Below are 16,738 nucleotides of genomic sequence, written 5' to 3' on the forward strand. Positions count from 1 at the left end.
ATCGAAATCGGAGGCACGCATGACCATCTGTGCCCGCTGCCATCGCGCGCTGCTGCGCCAGCCGGTTTATCTCGCCGGCTCGGCGTACGGCCCGAAGTGCGCCACCGCCATCTCGGGCTCGAAGCCGCGCCGCGGCGCCGGGCGCACGCCCAGCGTCGATGCCCGCCAGCCAGACCTTTTCACCGAGGCCGCACCATGAAGACCGTGACCATCACCAGTTCGGAGCAATACAAGGCGGTCGTGCGCGCATGGTATGCGTCCGACGTGTCCGAGGACCTGCAGGCCGGCCACTCCATCGAGCTCACTCTGAAGCGCCGGAAAGACACGAAGAGCCGGCTGCAGGAGGAGAAGTACCACGCGATGCTCAACGACATCGCCAGGCAGTGCCGGCTGTTCGGCAAGCAGCTGCCGCCTATCTCGTGGAAGCGCGTGCTGGTCGATGCCTTCAAGCATGAGACGAAGGACGATCCGCAGTTCCGTGACCACTGGGCCAGGTTCGGCGACATCGAACTGGTACCGGCGCTGAACCATCCGGGCTTCGTGATGGTGGGCGAGCAGACGCGCAGCTTCAACACGACGCTTGCGGCCGGCTTCATCGAATGGCTGCTGGCGTATGGCGCTGAGAACAGCGTGCAGTGGACGCCATCGCGCGCGCAGCGGGCCCAGTACGAGGAGATGCAGCGATGAAACGCTCGCCCATGTCCCGCGGCACCGGCTTCGCCCGCCGCGCGTACAGCGCGCCGCCGGTAGCACCGCAGCGCCGCGTAGAGCGCGCCGGCGTCATCGTGCGGGTCTCCGCCGCGCCCGCGGCCCGGCCGAAATCGGAAGCGCACCGCAACCCGTACCTCCTCAGCATGGCGCGCGGCCGCTACTGCCTGCTGCGCGTGCCCGGCGTGTGCATCGGCGGCACCGAGACGACCGTGGCCTGCCACTCGAACCTGTCGATTCACGGCAAGGCTGGCGCGCGCAAAGCGAACGACGAGTACCACGCCCCGGGCTGCTTCGCCTGCCACCGTTGGCTCGACCAGGGCCCCGCCGATGGCGTGCTGAAGGCGATGACCTTCATGCGTGCACACCTCGAGCAGGTCGACTACTGGCGCGCCGTGGTCGCCGACACCGCCCAGCCGCCCAAGGACCGCGCCGCGGCCCAGTGGGCGCTCGACCACCTCAATGCAACACCCGTGGGCCAACCATGACCGCTGAACTCACTGCCAAGCAGGCCGGAGTGCTCGCCTTCATGCGCGGGTTCTTCGCTGAGAACGACCACCTACCCGGTGGGCCAGATATCGCCCGCCACTTCGGTTTCCGAAGCCCCAACGCAGGCGCCGAGTACATCTCCGCGCTCGAGCGGAAGGGCTACGTCGAGCGCAATGCGGTCGGCAGGTACCGTTTCACCAGGAGCTCGGAATGCGCAAGCGCACCCGCCGCCAGCACTACGCGCTGACCAACCCGGTGGCCCTGGCCATCGCCGGCGCACGCATCACCGAAGACTGCTTGCTCGACCAGCTGCGCACGCGCGAACTGTCGGCTATCCATTCCTTCGCTACGGGCGCCGCCACCGTCGACGACTGGCGCACCGTCGCCGATCTGTGCAATCTCGCGCAGACCATGTGCGGCATGGGTATCGGTCCCGAGGTGCTGGAGCCGGCGCTGAAGGTCGAGAGCGTGCTCGGCGAAGCGCACGAGCGCTACCTGGCCACCAACCGCATGGGCACCACCGGTGTCGGCCTGGACGCCATGCGCCACCTTCAGGAATGGCACCACCTCCAGCGCACGAGCGTCGCGCGCTCGGTCTACGAAGCCGCCATCGTGCGCACCAGCAATCGGATCCGCAGTGCACACCCGAGCGTCAAGGTGTGCATCGGCACCCCCAGTCACACAGGAGCCCAATGACCCCTACGCAGCCTCAACCCGTCCGCCGAGGTGCCGGCGACCTGGTCTTCCAGACGATCCAGGACCTGCATAACGCCGGCCGCATCGCCACGCGGCCCGTCGTCGTGGCGATGACCGGCCAGAGCTACAGCGTCGTCGATGACCACGTGAAGCGGATGCTGGAAGACGGCCGGCTGCGGCGCGTCGCGCCCGGTGTCTTCGAACCCGTCGAGGAGATGCCGCCGGCGCAGGCGATCTCGCTCACCGTGCTGCCGAGCGGCATGGCCAAGCTGGAAGTCGGCGATGTGTGCCTGGACCTCAACCCGGCCGACTGCCGCCGGATCGGCAGCCTGTTTCGTGGCAGTTGCGAAGAGCTGACGGGCCTGCAGGGCGCGCGCGAACTCGCCGACGGCGTGGCCGAGCTCAAGCGCCAGTTGACCGCGGCGCATCGCCGCGCCGACCAGCAAGACGAAGTGATCCGCCGGCTGCAGCGCCAGCCCAAGCAAGACGAAATGCCATTCGCATAACCGGCCGCGAGGCCACAACCCGGGCGAGAGCCCATTTCCCAAGGAAAACCATGAGCACCAACGCATCCATCGAACAGGAAATCCAGACCAAGGGCAAGACCGCTCCGCGCGTCACGCCATCAGATCTCGCCGCGAACATCGTCGGCGAAACCTACTTCACCGCAGCCGACGGCGTGCTCGGTGCGTACAAGCGGCACGGGGACGTGTACCAAGGGACGGACGCTCACAGCCCGGCCTACGGCCTGCTGACCTTCTGCGTGCTGGTGCTGCGCAACGGCTTCACCGTCACCGGCGAGAGCGCTTGCGCCAGCCCGGAGAACTTTGACGCCGAGATCGGCCGAAAAATCGCCCACGAGAACGCGGTGCAGAAGGTCTGGCCGCTCATGGGATACGAGCTGAAGTGCCGCCTGGCGCGGCCGGCTGCCTGATCCAGACCATCACCATCCACGTCACACCACCACCATGATCCCAACCATCGAAGAAATCCTCGCCATGTTCGCCAAGGGCGACTGCACCCAGGAGCAAGCCTTTCAGTGGATCGGCTCGCACATTGACGCGGCCACGCGCGACGCCGCGCTGCTCGATCACTTCGCCAGCACCGCAGCCATCGGTCGCGACTCGACCGGCAACATCTCGACGCTCAGCGCCACGGCGGTGATGGGTGAAGACCCGCCGGACTGGCCGGCGAATCCCGGCAAGGCCATCCAGTGGTGGTGTGACGCCGAGGCCCGGATCCGCTACCTCAAGGCCGAGTCGATGATGAAGGCGCGCATCCTGTGATCTTCAGGCGCATCAACCCGGTGGGCGCGCCGGCGTTGCTCATCGATGAACCGTCGCCGTTCGTCGTTGGAGCGGGGCCCGACCCTCGCGACGCGGACCCGGCGTACCAGCGTTGGGTGCTGGCCTGCCTGCAGGTGCGGCTCAGCATCCAGGCTGACCAGACCTTTCCGCACCCGCCGGACCGACGCGCCCAGGTGGCGCGCATCATCCGCGCGTCTCTTGTTGCAGAATGATCATTCGGATACTGGAGAATCAACCAGCATGAAGACCGCAGAGCCTCCCGCTGCACCGTTGTCGCAGTTGCTCGCCCTTCTCGAACAGGTCGAGTTCGTGCTCGCCGCCACGGCGCCGGCAACTGCTCAGCAGATCGAGGTGTGGCCGGAGTTGCGGCAGCGTGCGAAGGAAGCCAGAGCCGCTGTCAAGGCGACCCTGCGAGGACCGAAAACGTGAAGACTTCCGACCTCATTGGAGCGCAACTGGACTACTGGGTGGCGATGGCCGAGGGCTTCATGCGCCCGCGGATCGAGTGGGGCGTCTGCATGATCGACCAGCCGGACAGCCGTCCCATGAACCCGTCGACGGATTGGGCTCACGGCGGCCCGATCATCGAACGCAAGAAGATCATGATTTCCTGGAACGTGGATCATTGGATCTCTGGCGCGAACGATGCCTCTGATAATCCCAACAGCCGCATCTGGTCTGGACGCACCGCATTGATCGCTGCGATGCGTGCCCACGTGGCGTCGAAGTTCGGTGATGAGGTGCCTGATTGAAGGCGTCGGAGCTGGTGGGCAAGCAGCTTGAGGCCTGGGTGGCGAAAGCCTTGGGAGAGCAGCCCGGGACGGCCTACACCAGCGCCTGGCCAAACTTCGACCAGGTGCTTGAGCGCGATGCAATCCACGTCGCGCCCATGGCCGGCAAGAACTTCACGTGGTGCGCCATCGTCGTCGGCCGGCCCAACGGCCGGTTGCCGGAAGGCCGCGGTGGGTGGATCGAAGGCGCCACGCCGCGCATCGCCGTCGCGCGGGCCATCGTGGCCGCGCGCTTCGGCAACACCATTGAGGACGACCGATGAACGCCTTGATCGCAGCCGTAGATCAACACGGGAATCGCATATCGGCGGTGGTTCCATGCACCTGGGAGTTCCGAGCAGGAGGGGTTCGGCTCGTCGGCATAGCGGAAATCCCCATCATTGCCGAGGGCGTCGCCACCAGCGTGGAGATCTTCACGCCGGACGGTGAGCACGTCTACACGACGAAGCGTGTCGGCTTGCCACGCGCCCGATTGCGGAAAGGGGACATCATCGTCCTGCGCGTTGGCGAAATCGACATGCTCGAAAGCACTTCCGGCAAGCGCTAGGCACCCCAGTAGGGATTGGACGCCCAGCAGGGCGATCAGAAGATGCGGGCTCCTTCACTCCATCCCCTGAGGACCCGCATGAAATCCACCCGTTCCGGCTTCCTGGCCTTCGCCGTCGCTGCGCTTGCGATCGCGTCAACCGCTGTGACCTTCACGGTCGATCGCGTCAGTGCCGCGTGCACCTACGCTTTCCATGTGGCCACCGACTTCCTAGCCAGCGCCGTCGAGAAGTTCGAGCAGCCAGTGCTGCGCCTCGCTGCCCGCCCGGTCGAGATGCTCCAGGCATGCGCCTACGCGCTCACTCTGGCCAAGCGCGAACGCCCCCGCGTGACGCCCGGCTGGCGCATGTGCCCCTCCACCTGACCTGATTAACCCTCTCCAAGGGCAAGCCGCTGCCGCAAGAGCAGCGCCGGAGGCAACCGGCACCGTCAGCAGATCTATGACAAGCGCAGCGTTGCTCCTCCACGCCTAGGTCGGACTGATGGCCCGAACAGGCAGCGCCAGCGGACCTTCCATTTCGCGCGCCAGCGCGCGGCCCAGGGTGTAGTGGGCCGGAGAATTTCGGCCGTGAACCTGCGGTCTGGCGAAAGGGGAATGGCAGGGATATTGATCCCTTGGGGCGCGGCCAGCAGCGCCCACCAGCCTCGCATCGTCGAGGACCATCACGCATGCGGAACGCAGGGTTTGAGAAAGCAGCAACCTCGGTTGCCAAGCCAAACCGGAGCAGTCCGCAGCCGTGATGGTGAATGCGCAGGCTGATGCGCGCACGTTGGACAAAGGTGTCCCCGCGACAACCGAAGCCCGTTCGACTCGGGAAGCCCTGGCGCAACGATAAGCAGTCAGGCAAGCCGGAGATCAGCACCGGCCACCATCGACCCACACGGCCTGAAATAACGGCCCCTGCAGGGAAGCGCTGCACTTCAGACGGACCTTTCGGGGTCCGTTTGTCGTTGCGGGGCGTTTAGATGAAGCCGATACGCCGGGCTTCCGGCTGCAGCTTCTTGGCGGCCTTGAGAAGAAAGCTCAACTGGGTGTAGTGCTGGACCAGCTGCACGCGTTCTCCCTCATCGGTCACGCCGATGAAGGTCACGAGATCGGGCTTGGCGAAGCCGATGGTCTCTGCGTGGAAGAGGATGACCCCACCGAATGACGCAATCCGCAGCGCAACCTCGTGGTCCGCATCGAGCTGCGCCTCGAAGTCCTCTATGTACTTTCGGATGTTCTCCGCTGTGCGGATCACCGGGTTGGACTTCCGGTGCTCGTGCTCCATGACGCCTTTCAAAACGTCATCAATTTCTGAGTGACGTGGAACCATTTGAGCAGGAAAAGGGGTGTTTGGAGGTGTGGCCATGCAGCGATTCTGACCGCCATCAGGCGTCCCCCCCCGTAGGGTTTGTCGGTATCCAAGCCCCCGGTAACCATCCGGGCCCATGAGTGAAGACACCCCCGCAAAGAAACCCGACTGGGCCGTCATCGAGGCCGAGTACCGCGCCGGCATCAAACCCCTGCGCCTCATTGGGGAAGAGCAGGGGATCAGCCACGCCGCAATCAACAAGCGGGCCAAGCGTGACGAGTGGTCCCGAGACCTCGGAGCCAAGATCCAGGCCAAGGCCGATGCACTGGTTTCCAAGGCGGCGGTTACCAAGGAGGTTGCCAGCGCCAAGAAGGTGACCGAACAGGCCATCGTCGAGGCTGCCGCGACCATCCAGTACACGGTGCGCATGGAGCACCGGGCGGACATCAAGCGCTCGCGCGTGCTGTTCCAGAACTTGCTCGGCGAGCTGGAGGCGGTGGGCACCCCTGACGGGCAGCACCTGGTCGACCAGCTGATAGAGAGCTTGAACGGTCCCGAGGAAGGCGAGACCGAAGACGCGGCCCGCCGGCGCCAGACCCGCAACCGCAAGCTGCTCAGCGAGATTCAGGCCCTGCCCACCCGCATCGACTCAGGCAAGCGCCTGGTCGAGATGCTGGAGAAGCTGGTGCGCATGGAGCGCGAGGCCTTCGGGATCAGCACCGATGAAGGTGGCGACAACCGCGGCGGCGCCAAGACCGTGATCGTGCCGGCGAAGGACATCGCGTGAAGCTGCCCGACGTCGGCGAGGACATCCTCTGGAAGCCCGCCCCCAAGCAGGCCATGCTGCTGTCGGCCATCGACCTCGAGGTGCTGTACGGCGGTGCCGCGGGCGCCGGCAAGTCCGACTGCCTGCTGATCGACGCCCTGGGCCTGCAGCAGAACGCGATCCAGAACCGGAACTACCAGGCCATCCTGTTCCGGCGCACGTTCCCTGACCTGCGCGACTTGATCGACCGCTCGCAGGACCTCTACCCGGCGTTCGGCGGCAAGTACGACAAGACCCACCACATCTGGACCTTCCCGAGCGGCGCGCGCGTCGAATTCGGGCACATGCAGTACGACTCGGACCGCTTCAAATACCGCGGCCGGGCCTTCCAGTACATCGGCTGGGACGAGCTGACGCTGTTCCCGACCGACATCCCGTACCGGTACATGCTCTCGCGCCTGCGGTCGAAGGACCCGGCGATCATCTGCTACGTGCGGGCGACCACGAACCCCGACGGGCCCGGCTTCCGCTGGGTGAAGGAGTACTTCAGGATCCAGACCGAGGGCCTGTCGACCCGCTTCAAGGTCTCAGTCACCGACCCCGAGACCGGCGAGGTGCACGAGCACGGCCGCCGCTTCATCTCGGCGCGCCTGAGCGACAACCCCCACCTGGCGGACAGTGGCTACCGCCAGACCCTGCTGCTGCTCTCGGCCGAGGAACAGCGTGCGCTGCTGATGGGCCGCTGGGAGACGCCGAACATCCGCGGCGCCTACTACGCCGAGCAGATGGAAGCCGCGCGCCTCGAGGGGCGCATCCGCAAGATCCCGCGCCTGCCGCACGTGCCCGTGAACACCTTCTGGGACCTGGGCTGGAACGACACTACCGCGGTGTGGTTCCACCAGCGTGTCGGCATGGAGCATCGCTTCATCGACTACATGGAGGCCAGCGGCAAGGACCTGCAGTTCTTCGCCGCCGAGATCCAGGGCCGCAGCTACACCTACGCGCGCCACTACCTGCCGCACGACGCCGACAACAAGACCCTGGCCAGCGGCGGCAAGAGTGTCCGCATGCTGCTGCAGGGCCTGCTGCCCGCCCACAAGTTCGAGGTGGTGCCGCGCACCGACAGCCTGGTGTCGGCGATCAACCAGACGCGCGCCGTCATCCCGTCCTGCTACTTCGACGAAGACCGCACGGCCGACGGCATCGCCGGCCTGGAAGCCTACCGCCGCGAGTGGGACGAGAAGCTCGGCGACTTCAAGCAGGAGCCGCTCCACGACTGGGCCTCGAACCCGTCCGACGCCTTCCGGCAGTTCGCGCAGGGCTACCGCGAAATCTACAAGGGTGGCAAGAAGCCAACCAGCTGGCGCGACCGGCTGAAGACGCACGCCGCCCGCAACCGATCGGCGCAAGCCGCATAAACCATGGCCTCTGCTGTCTACCCCTCGAAGAACACCCCCGAGCCCAAGGGCGACGCCATCGCGCGCGAAAACTGGTACCGCTACCTGTACGGCCGCGACCAGGGCCACCTCGACTACATGGCGCAGGCGCAGAAGTGCGAGGGCATGTACCTGGGCGGCGGCGAGCAGTGGAGCGAAGACGACAAGGCGATCCTGCGAGAGGAGGGCCGGCCGTTCTACGAGTTCAACGAGATCATGCCGAGCATCAACAGTGCGATCGGCTACCAGATCCACAACCGCATGGACATTGCCTTCAAGCCGCGCGGCAACAAGGGCGACCTCCAGACGGCCGGCATCCTGTCCAAGGTGGCCATGCAGATCGCCGACCAGGCGCAGCTGCACTGGAAGGAGACGCAGGTGTTTGGCGATGGCGTCATCCAGCAGCGCGGCTACTTCAACCTGCGGATGAACTTCGACACCAACATGAAGGGCGAGGTCGAAGTCGAGACGCTCGATCCGCTCGACGTGGTGCCGGATCCGGATGCGAAGTCCTACGACCCCGACTCGTGGGGCGACGTCATCATCACCCGCTGGCTCACCCTCGACGAGATCGAGCAGCTGTACGGAAAGGACGCTCGCACCAAGGCCGAGGCCTCCGGCGACGACGGCTCCGACTGGGGCGAGATGGATGACGAGACGCGGCGCAACCGCTTCGGCGACCGCCTGCGCAGCAGCAGCGGCACCTTCGACGCCTACAACACGCTGGAAGGCAAGCTCCTGCGCCGGTACCGCATCGTCGACCGGCAGAAGTGGGTCTACATGAACACGAAGTGCATGGTGTTCCCGGACACCGGCGACATCGAAGCGATCGACGACATGACCGCGGAACAGGTCGCGGCCGCCACCGAGAAGGGCGCGATCAGGGCCAGCCGCATGCGCCGGCGCATCAAGTGGACGGTCAGCACCTACTGCGCGCTGATCTTCGATCAGTACAGCCCGCACCAGCACTTCACGGTAGTGCCGTACTTCGCCTACTTCCGCCGCGGCAAGACCCGGGGCATGGTGGACAACGCCATCGGCCCGCAGGAGGCACTAAACAAGGGCGTGAGCCAGTTCGTGGCCATCGTGAACACGGCGGCCAACAGCGGGTGGATCACCGAAGAGGAGTCCATCACCAATATGGAAGATGGCGAGCTCGAGACGGTCGGCGGCCAGACGGGCCTCCATATCGAGTTCAAGAAGGGTTCCACGCCCCCCAAGAAGATCGAGCCGAACCAGGTGCCGACCGGCATCGATCGCCTGATCGACCGCGCCACCCAAGCGCTCAAGGACGTGACCGTGCCCGAGGCCATGCGCGGTGCCCAGGGCGCCGAGGTGTCGGGCGTGGCCATCCAGTCCAAGCAGTTCGCCAGCCAGCAGCAGCTCGCAGTGCCTCTCGACAACCTCAGCTACACCCGCGCGCTGCTGGCCATCCGCCTGGCCAAGATGATCCAGCGCTACTACGACAGCCACCGCATCTTCCGCATCACCGAGACCGACGAGTTCGGCAACGAAAAGGAGGAGGTGCTGGAGATCAACAAGCCGATGCCCGACGGCAGCTACTTCAACGACATCACGATCGGTGAATACGACGTGGTGGTCAGTGAGCAGCCGATGCAGATCACCTTCAACAACAGCCAGTTCACGCAGGCGATGGAGATGAAGAAGGCGGGCATCGCCATCCCCGATCAGATCCCGGTGCGCTACTCCAACCTGCAGGACAAGCAGGAAATCATCGAAGGCATGTCGGCTGCCAAGGCGCCGCCCGTCGATCCGGTGGCCGAGGCCAAAGCCAAGCTCGCTCTGGCCCAAGCCACGAAGACCGACGCCGAGACCGTCGAGTCCAAGGGCCGCACGATGTACAGCGCCATCCAGACGGCGCAGGTCATCGCCGCCACGCCTGAGACCAGCGCGCTTGCCGATGCGCTGCTGGGCTCCCAGGGCTTCCAGGACATGGACGGCGGCCCGCTGGTGCCCGAAGCCGCACCCGGCATGGCCGTGGCGCCGGAGGGCCTCATCCCGAACAACACCAACCCGCTCACGCCGGCCAGCCCCGAGCTAGGCGTGAACCGAGGCATCGAGACACCGGAGGCCGACGGCGTGCGGCCGAACCCGATGGCGCAGATGCCCGCTTGATCACCACCACCGCAACCACCACCAAGGAGCATCCATGAACCACATCCATTCGCCCCGAACCGACGACGGCGCCATCGAGCAGGAGATTCAGGCCAAGGGCAAGACCGCACCGCGCGTCACGCCCGCGGACATCGCCGCGAACATCAGCGCAGAGACGTACTTCACGGCCTACAACGGTTTCATGACCGACGCCGGCCGCGACATGTCGATGTGCGATGCCGATGCACTCAAGCTGCTCACCTTCTGCGTGCTGGTGCTGCGCAACGGCTTCACCGTAACCGGCGAGAGCGCATGCGCCAGCCCGGAGAACTTCGACGCCGAGATCGGCCGAAAGATCGCCCGTGAGAACGCAGTGCAGAAGATCTGGCCGCTCATGGGCTACGCGCTGAAGCAGCAGCTGCACGCCGCCGCCTGATCCCCCAATCCACCACCACCAGAGAGAACCACCATGGCTACCGAAGAACTCGTGAACGTCACCAACGTCCCCGTGACCGTTGATCCCAAGACCGCTGAAGACCGCGGCGACAACTTCACCCCCACTGACGACGAGCCGCTGCTCGACAACGACGGCAACAGCATCGACGCGGCCGATGCTCCGACCCCTGCGCCCGCGCCGGCAGCCGCTCCGACGGCCGCGCCTGTCGCGGCACCTGCTGCAGCTGCCGACGACCTCGACGGCGACGAGATCGAACGCCAGAACGGCGGCCAGATCCCGAAGTCGCGCTTCAACGAGGTGAACGAGCGTCGCAAGGCCGAGAAGCTGCGGGCCGACGAGCTGGCGGCCGAGAACGCGCGGCTCAAGGCAGCCGCTGCAGCTCCTGCAGCTGCAACCCCGACACCTGCGCCTGCACCTGCGGCCGCGCCGGCGGTACCGTCGTTCGACATCAACGCCCAGGAGCGTGCGTACACCGAAGCCCTGCTCGATGGCGACACCGACAAGGCGCTCAAGATCCGCGGCGAGATCAACGACCACATCCTGGCCACGGCCGAGCAGCGCGCCAGCGTGCGGGTGCGCGGCGAGCTGTCGCAGGCGCAGCAGGCCACCGCGCTCGAGGAAGCCTCGGATCAGGCCATCGCCGACTTCCCGTACCTGAATACGGCGGAGGGTGCCACCGCGCTGCGCATCATCGTGGCCACGCGCGACGCCTACATCGCCGACGGCATGAAGCCGCACCTCGCCTTGAAGAAAGCCGCCTCGGAGGTCGCCCCGCGCTTTGCACCGGCTCCTGCGACTGCTGCAGCACCTGGTGTGCCCCCCAGTAGGGAATTGCCCACGGCTACACCGCCAATTGATACTCGCACCGCCGACGCACTGAAGCGAGGTGCAGCAGATTCAAACCTGCAGCCTCCCGCCATCGTGAACGGCATCGGCAACCGGGCCACCCAGGGCCGCATCGACGTCACCACCATGACCGAGGCGCAGTTCGAAGCTCTCCCGGAAGCCGAGAAGAAGAAGCTGCGCGGCGACTAGTTCCGCAGCGACCGGGCCTGAGGGAGTTCACCGCCCCTCAGGCGCCACCTGGTGACCTCGTCCACACGGCAGGACGGAAAAGCAGCCCGGCGCCTTGACCGCCTCCAACGTCATGTTCCCGCATTGGCAGCGCAACGCCTCAACCGACGTTCCAACCAAAGCAAAAGGAGCATGCCAAATGGCTGCAACCAATTTCGCGGCACTCACGCCGCAACAAAAGATCGTTTGGTCCCGCGACGTGTGGCAAGCCGCACGCGACCAGATGTTCATCAAGCGCTTCCTGGGCACCGGTGACAACTCGGTGATCCAGCGCATCACCGAGCTGACGAAGACCGAGAAGGGCGAGCAGGTGCTCATGCATCTGGTGGCCGACCTGGTCGAAGACGGCGGTGTCGGCGACAACGAGCGCGAAGGCAACGAAGAAGAGATGAAGAGCTACAGCCAGGTGCTCAACATCGACCTGATCAACCACGGCGTGAAGAACAAGGGCAAGCTGGCCGACCAGAAGACGGTCATCAACTTCCGCGAGATGGGCAAGAGCCGCCTGAGCTACTGGCTGGCCAACCGTGTCGACCAGCTGGCGCTGCTGACCATGTCGGGCATCTCGTATGCCTTCATGAACAACGGTGCGCCGCGCGTGGGCTCAGCCTTCCCGACGCTCTCATTCGCTGCCGACGTGTCGGCCCCGACCGCCAAGCGCGCCCTGATGTGGGACGGCACGGCGCTGGCCACGTCGAACACGGCTTCGATCACCACCGCCTTCACCGTCAGCTACAAGATGATCGTGGACCTCATCGCCTACGCGAAGGAGAACTACGTCAAGCCGCTGATGTCGGAGGGCAAGGAGTACTACGTGCTCTTCGTCCAGCCGGGCACTCTGGCGCAGCTCAAGAAGGATCCGGACTACCAGCGCGCCGTCGTGGGCGTGGCCACGAAGTCGGGCCTCGACAGCCCGTGGTTCACCGGTGCGACGATCACCGTCGACGGCGCCGTGATCCACGAGCACCGCCTGGTCTACAACACCAAGGGCGCGGCTTCGGGCTCGAAGTGGGGCGCCGCCGGCCTGGTGAACGGCACCCGCACGTTGCTGTGCGGTTCGCAAGCGCTGGGCATGGCCGACATCGGTGTGCCGGAATGGGACGAGAAGTCCTTCCAGTACGGCAGCCAGCAGGGCATCAACGTCGACAAGATGTTCGGCCTGCTCAAGCCGAAGTTCTATTCGATCTACGCCAAGACGGTCGAAGACTTCGGCATCGTCACCGTCGACCACTACCTGCAGTAAGCAGGCGAGGGCGGGGCTTCGGCTCCGCCCTCCACATCTCCCCGAACACCCTCCGCACACCCTGTCACTGAAAGGACAGAATCATGTCGCTCCAACGCAAATCCGATCGCCAGCCGCGCCTGGTGGCGATCCTCGACATCGGCTTTGCCGACCCCGCCGCGTACGGCACGGCCGAGAACGCGATCAGCCTGCCGGGCAATGCCATCGTGGTGGGCGGTGCGCTCACCGTGCTGACCGCCTGGAACTCGGCCACGACCGCGACCCTGTCGCTCGGCGATGCCACGCTGGCCACGCGCTACGCCAACGCCGTCGACCTGAAGACGGCAGCGCGCACGGCGCTCACCCTCACTGGCTACAAGCACACCGTCGGCGAATGGCTCAAGGCCCTCATCGCCCAGACCGGTGCCGCTGCCACGGCCGGTGCCGCACGACTCGAGGTCGAGTACATCGTCGCCGGCCGCGGCCTGACGAACCAAGGCTGAGCCACGGCTTTCTCCTGGTGAAGTGGACGGGCCCGCGAGGGCTCTTTAACCCCCGGCGGCTTGATCTCCGCCGGGTTTTTTGCACAAAGGAAAACTGACCATGAAGCTCTATGCACCCACCGAAGAGGCCGTCTCGATCGGCCTCACCAGCGGCCACATGCTCGTTATCGAGCGCGCCGGTACCGAAGTCCCGCCGATGTTCCGCCGCGAAGCCATTGCCCGCGGCTGCCTGACGTCGCCCGACGAGGTGGTCGAGACCGACGACGAAGCCAACTTCGATCGCAAGAAGGTCATCGGCGACGCCATCCGCCTGATGCTCGACGGTGACAACGAAGGCGACTTCAAAAACGATGGCACGCCGAACCTCAACGCGCTGCAGAAGCGTGTCGGCTTCGCCGTTCAGCGCGAGGAAGCCGACGCGATCTTCACCGAGATCAGCCAGGAAGGCGCAGGCGACTGATGGACGTCGAGCAGTTCATCGCCACGTTCCGCAGCGTCCTCGACGACAAGGCCGGCAGCTTCGGCGGCGGGAGCGAGGACGTCTTGTGGTCCGACGAGGAGATCGTCGGCTACCTGACGGAGGCGGTGAACGAGGTGGCCGAGCGTGCGCTGCTGATCGAGGATCACACCACGCCGGCCGTCTGCTCCATCACCCTGCTGGCGGGCGTCGGCGAATACACGCTGCACCCGTCCGTGCTCCGCATCAAGCGCCTGACCTGGAACGGCCGGCCGCTCGACGTCACCAGCACCGAGGCACTCGACGAAGAGCACGTGGCCTGGGAGACCCTGGCCGGGCGGCCGTGCCGCTACGTGCACTCGGGCTCCGACACCCTGCGGCTCTACCGGATCCCGCGGGCCGAAGACATCGCGGTGGCGCCAACCCTCGCGCTCACCGTCTACCGCACGCCGCTGGCACCGTACAGCGTGAACGACCTCACCGAAGTGCCGGAGCTCAAGACGTTCTATCACGACCGGCTGATGCAGTGGATGTACCGCTGTGCCTACCTGAAGAAGGACTCCGAGACCTTCGACGCGAACGCCGCCGCCAAGCACGAGGCCGCCTTCACGGCCAGCTTCGGCCAGCGCCCCGATGCCAACGTGCAGCGCAAGCGCCGCGACAAGCGGCCGCCTGTGGTGCGGATGCGGTTCTGATCATGGTGCGCACCGTCAAAGTCGGCTCTCTCGCCCCCGGCATCAACAACCGGCTGGAGCCCACGCAGCTGCAGACGGTCCTGCCCGACCGCAGCAAGGCGACCTTCCTCTACGGTGCCGACAACGTCGACATCAACAAGAAGGGCTATCTCAAGCGCCGCCGCGGCACCGCCAGCACCATCGCCGGGCAGTCCCATTCGATCTGGAGCGACAAGCAGGGCGCCTTCGCGGTGATCAACGGCTCGCTCACGGCGCTGGCCGCCAGCGGCGCGGCCCTGGCCAGCTCGGCGGTGCGCGCAGGCCTGCCGGCGCTCCCGATCTCCTATTCGCGCGGCGCCGACGGTGACGTGTATTGGTCCAACGGCCAGGTCATCCGCCGCGTGGCTGAGGGCGTGGACCGCCCCATCGCCACGGAGCCGCTCGCCGCCGTGCCTGCCTTCACTCTGACGGCCGGTGCGCTGCGCGAAGGCCGCTACCTGATCGCACTCACCGTGCGCACCGTCGACGGCGAATCGCCTGCCACACCGGTCGCGCAGCTCGAGGTGCCCGATGGCGGCGGCATCGCCTTCACCGCGCCCACGGCGGTCGAGGTCTACATGTCCGGCCCGAACGGCGACATCCTGACGCGGCAGGCCACCGGTGCCGCAGGCAACGTCGCCATCGTCACCCACGCCGAAGACGGCCGCCGCTGCGAGACGCTGAACATGGCGCTGATGCCCGCGGGCACGGTCGTGCGCCACCACCGCGGCCGCATGCTGGTGGCCAGCGGCAACACCCTGTGCGTCTCGGAGCCCTACAGCTACGGCATCACCGACCCGTCGAAGTCCTATTTCCCGTTCCCGGCACCGGTGACCGTCGTCGAGCCCACCGAGGGCGGCGTGTACATCTGCGCCGACAAGACCTACTGGATCGACGACCTGTTCAACGAGTCGCTGCAGACGGTGCTCCCGTACGGCGCGATCCCCGGCACCAGCGGGAGCTCGCCGAACGACCTGCAGGTGTTCTGGCAGGCACCTGGCGGCCTCGTCATCGGCGATGCGACCGGCGCAGCCAAGAACGTGCAGGAAGACGCGCTGGAGCTTTCGAATGCCGCCACGGGCGCCTCGCTGTACCGCGAGCGCGACGGCATGCACCACATCGTTTCCACCCGCTTCGGCGTGGAGCCCTCCGTCGCAGCCGCGACCAGCTTCATGGACGCTGAGATCGTCCGGAAAGGCACCATCCTATGAACAGCCTCGCATCCAAAGCCGAGAGCGGCTTCACCTACGTGGTCGAGGTCGTCTCGCCCGACGGCCGGCGCTCGCAGCGCGAGGTCGTGCACAACCTCATCCCCACGGAAGGCCTCAACCACATGATGGGCGTGACCTTCAAGGGCGCCACGCAGGTCGCGACCTGGTTCATCGGACTGTTCGAGGGCAACTACACGCCGGTGCCGACGACCAGCGCGGCCACCATCGCCGCGGCCGCCACCGAGTGCACGGCGTACACCCCGGGCGCGCGTGTCGAGTTCGTTGAAGGTGCCGTGGCCGCGGGCGCCGTCGATAACTCGGCCAGCAAGGCCGAATTCACCTTCACGGCCGACAAGACCATCTACGGCGGCTTCATCGGCTCGGCCTCGCCGAAGGGGGCCACCACGGGCGTGCTCATCAGCGCCGTGCGTTTCGCTTCGCCCAAGGTACTCACGACCGGCGACGTCCTCAGCGTGACCGCCGGCAACTCTCTCGTCTCTGCGTAAGGAACCACCATGACTCTCAAAGCCTCCACCGGCCTGCGCAATGCAGTTCTCAGCGGCAGCTCGCTGAAGACGGCGCTCGCGCTGGGCAAAATCATGATCTACGGCGGCGCCGTGCCAGCCGATGCCGACGCGGCCGTGACTGGCACGCTGCTGACCACGATCACCTTGAACAGCACGGCCACGGGCCTCAGCCTGGGCACGGCCGCCAACGGCACGCTGCCAAAGGCGGTCGAGGTCTGGAGCGGGGTCAACGCGGCCACCGGCACCGCGACCTACTTCCGCTTCGTGGCCGCGGGCGACACCGGCGTGCTCAGCACCACGCAATCGCGTCTGCAGGGCACCTGCGGCACCGCCGGTGCTGACCTGAACATGTCGAGCGTCAATCTGACCGCCACGGCCGTGCAGACCATCGACGCCGCCAATATCACGTTGCCGACCTTCTAAGC

General features: G+C 66.1%; 27 protein-coding genes. 26 read left to right on the top strand and 1 reads right to left on the bottom strand.

The window, feature by feature from the left end; all coding sequences use genetic code 11:
- The first annotated feature begins 19 nt into the window (after window positions 1-19).
- The 14 genes from ACJ7Z0_RS27220 to ACJ7Z0_RS27285 all read left to right on the top strand — a co-directional run bounded on the left by ACJ7Z0_RS27220 (window position 20) and on the right by ACJ7Z0_RS27285 (window position 4,901).
- A complete protein-coding gene (locus ACJ7Z0_RS27220) occupies window positions 20-199 on the top strand; it encodes a hypothetical protein (RefSeq protein ID WP_434792337.1) in 180 nt (59 codons plus the stop codon).
- Window positions 196-687 carry a recombination protein NinB gene (locus ACJ7Z0_RS27225; protein ID WP_434792338.1) on the top strand — a complete coding sequence of 164 codons (492 nt, stop codon included), beginning with the start codon at window positions 196-198 and terminating at the stop codon, window positions 685-687. The genes ACJ7Z0_RS27220 and ACJ7Z0_RS27225 overlap by 4 nt, the downstream gene beginning before the upstream one ends.
- Window positions 684-1,196, top strand: a complete 513-nt coding sequence (locus tag ACJ7Z0_RS27230) for a nuclease domain-containing protein (protein ID WP_434792339.1) — start codon at window positions 684-686, stop codon at window positions 1,194-1,196. Before ACJ7Z0_RS27225 ends, ACJ7Z0_RS27230 begins: the two co-directional genes overlap by 4 nt.
- Window positions 1,193-1,444, top strand: a complete 252-nt coding sequence (locus tag ACJ7Z0_RS27235) for a LexA family protein (RefSeq protein WP_434792340.1) — start codon at window positions 1,193-1,195, stop codon at window positions 1,442-1,444. The genes ACJ7Z0_RS27230 and ACJ7Z0_RS27235 overlap by 4 nt, the downstream gene beginning before the upstream one ends.
- Window positions 1,408-1,893, top strand: coding sequence for a hypothetical protein (locus ACJ7Z0_RS27240; protein WP_434792341.1), 486 nt, complete (start codon window positions 1,408-1,410; stop codon window positions 1,891-1,893). Before ACJ7Z0_RS27235 ends, ACJ7Z0_RS27240 begins: the two co-directional genes overlap by 37 nt.
- Window positions 1,890-2,399, top strand: a complete 510-nt coding sequence (locus tag ACJ7Z0_RS27245; RefSeq protein ID WP_434792342.1) for a hypothetical protein — start codon at window positions 1,890-1,892, stop codon at window positions 2,397-2,399. Before ACJ7Z0_RS27240 ends, ACJ7Z0_RS27245 begins: the two co-directional genes overlap by 4 nt.
- 50 nt (window positions 2,400-2,449) lie before the next feature.
- Complete coding sequence (locus tag ACJ7Z0_RS27250) at window positions 2,450-2,827, top strand: Gp49 family protein (RefSeq protein WP_434792343.1); 378 nt, start codon at window positions 2,450-2,452, stop codon at window positions 2,825-2,827.
- Between the two features lie 34 nt (window positions 2,828-2,861).
- Window positions 2,862-3,179: a hypothetical protein gene (locus tag ACJ7Z0_RS27255; RefSeq protein ID WP_434792344.1), complete on the top strand. Its 318-nt coding sequence runs from the start codon at window positions 2,862-2,864 to the stop codon at window positions 3,177-3,179.
- Entirely contained in the window at window positions 3,176-3,412 is a 237-nt protein-coding gene (locus ACJ7Z0_RS27260) for a hypothetical protein (protein ID WP_434792345.1), read from the top strand. Before ACJ7Z0_RS27255 ends, ACJ7Z0_RS27260 begins: the two co-directional genes overlap by 4 nt.
- Window positions 3,413-3,440: 28 nt before the next feature.
- Window positions 3,441-3,629, top strand: a complete 189-nt coding sequence (locus tag ACJ7Z0_RS27265; protein WP_434792346.1) for a hypothetical protein — start codon at window positions 3,441-3,443, stop codon at window positions 3,627-3,629.
- Window positions 3,626-3,952: a phage protein NinX family protein gene (locus ACJ7Z0_RS27270; protein WP_434792347.1), complete on the top strand. Its 327-nt coding sequence runs from the start codon at window positions 3,626-3,628 to the stop codon at window positions 3,950-3,952. Before ACJ7Z0_RS27265 ends, ACJ7Z0_RS27270 begins: the two co-directional genes overlap by 4 nt.
- 14 nt (window positions 3,953-3,966) lie before the next feature.
- Window positions 3,967-4,254: a hypothetical protein gene (locus tag ACJ7Z0_RS27275; protein WP_434792348.1), complete on the top strand. Its 288-nt coding sequence runs from the start codon at window positions 3,967-3,969 to the stop codon at window positions 4,252-4,254.
- The gene (locus ACJ7Z0_RS27280) at window positions 4,251-4,538 is read left to right on the top strand and encodes a hypothetical protein (RefSeq protein ID WP_434792349.1); all 288 of its coding nucleotides are present in this window, start codon (window positions 4,251-4,253) and stop codon (window positions 4,536-4,538) included. The genes ACJ7Z0_RS27275 and ACJ7Z0_RS27280 overlap by 4 nt, the downstream gene beginning before the upstream one ends.
- A gap of 78 nt (window positions 4,539-4,616) precedes the next feature.
- On the top strand, window positions 4,617-4,901 hold the full coding sequence (locus tag ACJ7Z0_RS27285) for a hypothetical protein (RefSeq protein WP_434792350.1): 285 nt from the start codon (window positions 4,617-4,619) through the stop codon (window positions 4,899-4,901).
- 598 nt (window positions 4,902-5,499) lie between these two features.
- On the opposite strand, the gene ACJ7Z0_RS27290 is transcribed toward ACJ7Z0_RS27285, so the two are convergent.
- Window positions 5,500-5,889, bottom strand: coding sequence for a DUF6173 family protein (locus ACJ7Z0_RS27290; protein ID WP_434792351.1), 390 nt, complete (start codon window positions 5,887-5,889; stop codon window positions 5,500-5,502).
- 79 nt (window positions 5,890-5,968) lie between these two features.
- Between ACJ7Z0_RS27290 and ACJ7Z0_RS27295 the strand changes: the two genes are divergently transcribed.
- The 12 genes from ACJ7Z0_RS27295 (at window position 5,969) to ACJ7Z0_RS27350 (ending at window position 16,736) form a co-directional block, all read left to right on the top strand.
- Window positions 5,969-6,619 carry a hypothetical protein gene (locus tag ACJ7Z0_RS27295; protein WP_434792352.1) on the top strand — a complete coding sequence of 217 codons (651 nt, stop codon included), beginning with the start codon at window positions 5,969-5,971 and terminating at the stop codon, window positions 6,617-6,619.
- Complete coding sequence (locus ACJ7Z0_RS27300; RefSeq protein ID WP_434792353.1) at window positions 6,616-8,016, top strand: terminase large subunit domain-containing protein; 1,401 nt, start codon at window positions 6,616-6,618, stop codon at window positions 8,014-8,016. Before ACJ7Z0_RS27295 ends, ACJ7Z0_RS27300 begins: the two co-directional genes overlap by 4 nt.
- A 3-nt stretch (window positions 8,017-8,019) precedes the next feature.
- A complete protein-coding gene (locus ACJ7Z0_RS27305; protein ID WP_434792354.1) occupies window positions 8,020-10,170 on the top strand; it encodes a portal protein in 2,151 nt (716 codons plus the stop codon).
- A gap of 34 nt (window positions 10,171-10,204) precedes the next feature.
- Window positions 10,205-10,585, top strand: coding sequence for a Gp49 family protein (locus tag ACJ7Z0_RS27310; protein ID WP_434792355.1), 381 nt, complete (start codon window positions 10,205-10,207; stop codon window positions 10,583-10,585).
- Window positions 10,586-10,618: 33 nt separating this feature from the next.
- Complete coding sequence (locus ACJ7Z0_RS27315; protein ID WP_434792356.1) at window positions 10,619-11,641, top strand: hypothetical protein; 1,023 nt, start codon at window positions 10,619-10,621, stop codon at window positions 11,639-11,641.
- Window positions 11,642-11,819: 178 nt separating this feature from the next.
- The gene (locus tag ACJ7Z0_RS27320; RefSeq protein ID WP_434792357.1) at window positions 11,820-12,923 is read left to right on the top strand and encodes a N4-gp56 family major capsid protein; all 1,104 of its coding nucleotides are present in this window, start codon (window positions 11,820-11,822) and stop codon (window positions 12,921-12,923) included.
- A gap of 83 nt (window positions 12,924-13,006) precedes the next feature.
- Window positions 13,007-13,405 carry a hypothetical protein gene (locus ACJ7Z0_RS27325; protein WP_434792358.1) on the top strand — a complete coding sequence of 133 codons (399 nt, stop codon included), beginning with the start codon at window positions 13,007-13,009 and terminating at the stop codon, window positions 13,403-13,405.
- Between the two features lie 100 nt (window positions 13,406-13,505).
- A complete protein-coding gene (locus ACJ7Z0_RS27330; protein WP_434792359.1) occupies window positions 13,506-13,865 on the top strand; it encodes a hypothetical protein in 360 nt (119 codons plus the stop codon).
- Window positions 13,865-14,557: a phage adaptor protein gene (locus ACJ7Z0_RS27335; RefSeq protein WP_434792360.1), complete on the top strand. Its 693-nt coding sequence runs from the start codon at window positions 13,865-13,867 to the stop codon at window positions 14,555-14,557. The genes ACJ7Z0_RS27330 and ACJ7Z0_RS27335 overlap by 1 nt, the downstream gene beginning before the upstream one ends.
- 2 nt (window positions 14,558-14,559) lie before the next feature.
- On the top strand, window positions 14,560-15,786 hold the full coding sequence (locus ACJ7Z0_RS27340; RefSeq protein WP_434792361.1) for a hypothetical protein: 1,227 nt from the start codon (window positions 14,560-14,562) through the stop codon (window positions 15,784-15,786).
- The gene (locus tag ACJ7Z0_RS27345; RefSeq protein ID WP_434792362.1) at window positions 15,783-16,292 is read left to right on the top strand and encodes a hypothetical protein; all 510 of its coding nucleotides are present in this window, start codon (window positions 15,783-15,785) and stop codon (window positions 16,290-16,292) included. The genes ACJ7Z0_RS27340 and ACJ7Z0_RS27345 overlap by 4 nt, the downstream gene beginning before the upstream one ends.
- Before the next feature lie 9 nt (window positions 16,293-16,301).
- The gene (locus ACJ7Z0_RS27350) at window positions 16,302-16,736 is read left to right on the top strand and encodes a hypothetical protein (RefSeq protein WP_434792363.1); all 435 of its coding nucleotides are present in this window, start codon (window positions 16,302-16,304) and stop codon (window positions 16,734-16,736) included.
- The last annotated feature ends 2 nt before the right edge of the window (window positions 16,737-16,738 follow it).

Origin of the sequence: Variovorax palleresanus, assembly GCF_051144945.1 — a bacterium.
Lineage (GTDB): Bacteria > Pseudomonadota > Gammaproteobacteria > Burkholderiales > Burkholderiaceae_C > Variovorax > Variovorax paradoxus_S.